We start from the raw sequence: 2,579 nt of genomic DNA on the forward strand, positions 1-2,579 counted from the left end.
CTTGACGAAGGAAGCCTCTCATAATCCTTGCTCAACCGCCGATTCCTTCCAAGCCATCCAAACGTTCTCTCCACGATCCATCTCATTGGCAGAACCTTGAATCCTTTCTCGTCGTCCGAACGTTTGACAATTTCAAGAATAAAATTGAATCCGTCTTTGACCCAATCGATAAGTTGGCCCGCATATCCACCATCTGCCCACATGATTTTGATGGAACGAAGTTTTTCTTTCGCAGCTTCGATCGCAAGCATCGCTCCTTGTCGATCCTGAATATCTGCTGGATGAACTACGACCTTTATTATCAAGCCCAGAGTATCAACAATCACATGACGTTTACGTCCTTTGACTTTCTTGCCAGCATCATAGCCACAAACCCCTCCCGCTTCAGTGGTTTTTGCCGATTGAGAATCAATTATTGCCGCGCTCGGGTTTTCATTTTTTTTTGATCTAGGCGAACCATTTTTCTCATCTCATCGTTGATCTTTTCCCAAACTCCACTTATCTTCCATTCCCTGAAATAGTGATATGCTGTTTGCCACGGTGGTAAATCATGTGGCATTTGTCTCCATTGGCATCCTGTTCGCACGACATAAAATATTCCATTCAATATTTCTCTGAACTGATACGTGCGCGGACGACCATCAAACTTTTCAGGAGGCATGAAAATTTTTAAAACGTCCCATTCGGAGTCACTCACATCACTTTGATACGGTTTCCTGTCCATGGAATCCTATACCTCACCCAGTAGTTCCGGTGAGTCATAGTCCTGGCCGCGAATTTATGCAAATCGGGAATCCTATTAACCCCAAATGACTGTGCAATGGCTTTTTAAACCAGCTCTTAAAGGTACCTGGGTAGGGAAGAGCAAAGTCGCGGAAATCCTGAAAGAGAATGGGCTCAATCACACATGGGATCCATCGCTCCGTAAACCCAAGAAGCCCCGAAAAGATCGCGGAGCTGATTATGGAAGCGGAACGCAAGGGCAACAGCGCCGAGATCTGTCGGCGCGAAGGCATCAATCCACAGCAATTCGCCGGCCTTGAAGTCATTGATTGACAGCTCCAACAAACTCTTCTGACCCACATTTGGACCAGGGCGCGTACGCCCGGCATTTGAAGCAGGATCTTGAGTTCAGTCGCCAGGGTGTTGTTGTGGTTACGTTCATTTCACGAAGATGAGCCGATCGAGAATTAACAAAAGATCATGATGAGTGTAACTGAAAGCCGGCCTGAGCGAGCCTTCGGGGCAGCTTATGCCTTCGCTGCCGCACGCCCGGTTACATGCTGTTCACACAACTTTTGAATAAACATTCTTGAATTCAAACATGATCCCGGTGATTTCTTTCATTACTTGCTGAACATATTAAAACCTGACTCGCAATGGCGTTTAAGTCGGGACCGTTAATACTGGTTAACTATGCCATGTCAGGCCGTGATTTCCTGATAAAAAGTTCAGTGCGGGTAACCATTCATTTCCGGAGGAAACGCCATGAAAGTATCGAGTTCCCGGCAGAACTGCTTCTTTTCTGATGCCCTCAGCTCATCCACACCACAAATTAAAGTACTTCCTGGTGCCGTGATCAGGGAAATTGAACTGCAGAATAAAGCACGCAAATTAATGGGGCTTGGCAGTATTCAAATCAAAATACGCATCTGTCTTCAATGCGAACGTCCATTTCAATCGGCTGGGCGGCGAACCTGTGGCTGTTCTCCGGTTTCATCTGCAATTCTTTCAGGTCAGGAAATTATTTGATGGCGGGCGGACGGTTGGGAACTCGGCTCTCTCGTGACGATGTTGAGGAAAAAACCTGTGAGTTTTTCGCTTTCACATTCCTCCTGATGGCGCACGTCAGATACCACACATTCTTATGCTACCCACGTTTCCATTAAGGCTAAAAGAGCAATCAATCACAATGGAGTTCAAACATGTTCATTCGACCCTTAAAAATCAGCGCGTTGGCAATACTCGTAGTCCTGGATTGCACATCATGTACGAAAAAGACAGCCGAAGTCAACACCGTGAGTAAGCTGGACGAGGATGATGTCGACCAAGCACCTGTCGCAGTCGACAGTCCAACGGATCCCGAGGCAAACGCCGACCATGGGTCAGAACTTAATGGTCAAAATCAAACCTGTCTGATGGTTTCATCACCCGGTATGTTCAACGATCTTGGTGCCCCCCTCGAAATACCCCTTCCCAAGGGCTTTGGATTTACTGAAGGACCTTTGTGGTTGGAATCAACCCAGTCTCTCCTGATTTCCGCCTGGAGTTTCGCAGACCCTACAACCGGCAAGGGGCCTCCAACGGCAATCCTGAAGTTCGAAAGCGATACCTGGAGTGTGTGGAGCGAAAAGGGAGTCTTTCGAAGCAACGGATTGGCGGTCGACAGTAGCGGCAGCATTATTGCTGCGCTACATGATGGCCAGGAGATTGCCCGCATCTCCGCGGACGGGACCCGACTCTCTCTTGCCAATTCCTATCTTGGCAAAACTTTCAATTCACCCAATGATCTTGCGGTTCGCAATGACGGCACCATCTACTTTACCGATCCCAATTACCAGCGCGACGGCCGGGAGGGT

Annotated in this window: 2 protein-coding genes and 1 pseudogene; 2 read left to right on the forward strand and 1 reads right to left on the reverse strand. The window is 47.9% G+C overall.

Annotation, left to right across the window (positions count from 1 at the left end):
* Window positions 1-724 (reverse strand): annotated as a pseudogene (locus VE954_RS08965) (IS5 family transposase); the annotation flags it as partial.
* Between the two features lie 764 nt (window positions 725-1,488).
* Between VE954_RS08965 and VE954_RS08970 the strand changes: the two are divergent.
* Both VE954_RS08970 and VE954_RS08975 read left to right on the forward strand, forming a co-directional pair.
* On the forward strand, window positions 1,489-1,752 hold the full coding sequence (locus VE954_RS08970; protein ID WP_324951833.1) for a hypothetical protein: 264 nt from the start codon (window positions 1,489-1,491) through the stop codon (window positions 1,750-1,752).
* Window positions 1,753-1,925: 173 nt separating this feature from the next.
* The coding region (locus tag VE954_RS08975; RefSeq protein ID WP_324951835.1) for an SMP-30/gluconolactonase/LRE family protein at window positions 1,926-2,579 on the forward strand (654 nt) is incomplete at its 3' end.

The sequence above is a fragment of the Oligoflexus sp. genome, from assembly GCF_035638955.1.
Lineage (GTDB): Bacteria > Bdellovibrionota_B > Oligoflexia > Oligoflexales > Oligoflexaceae > Oligoflexus.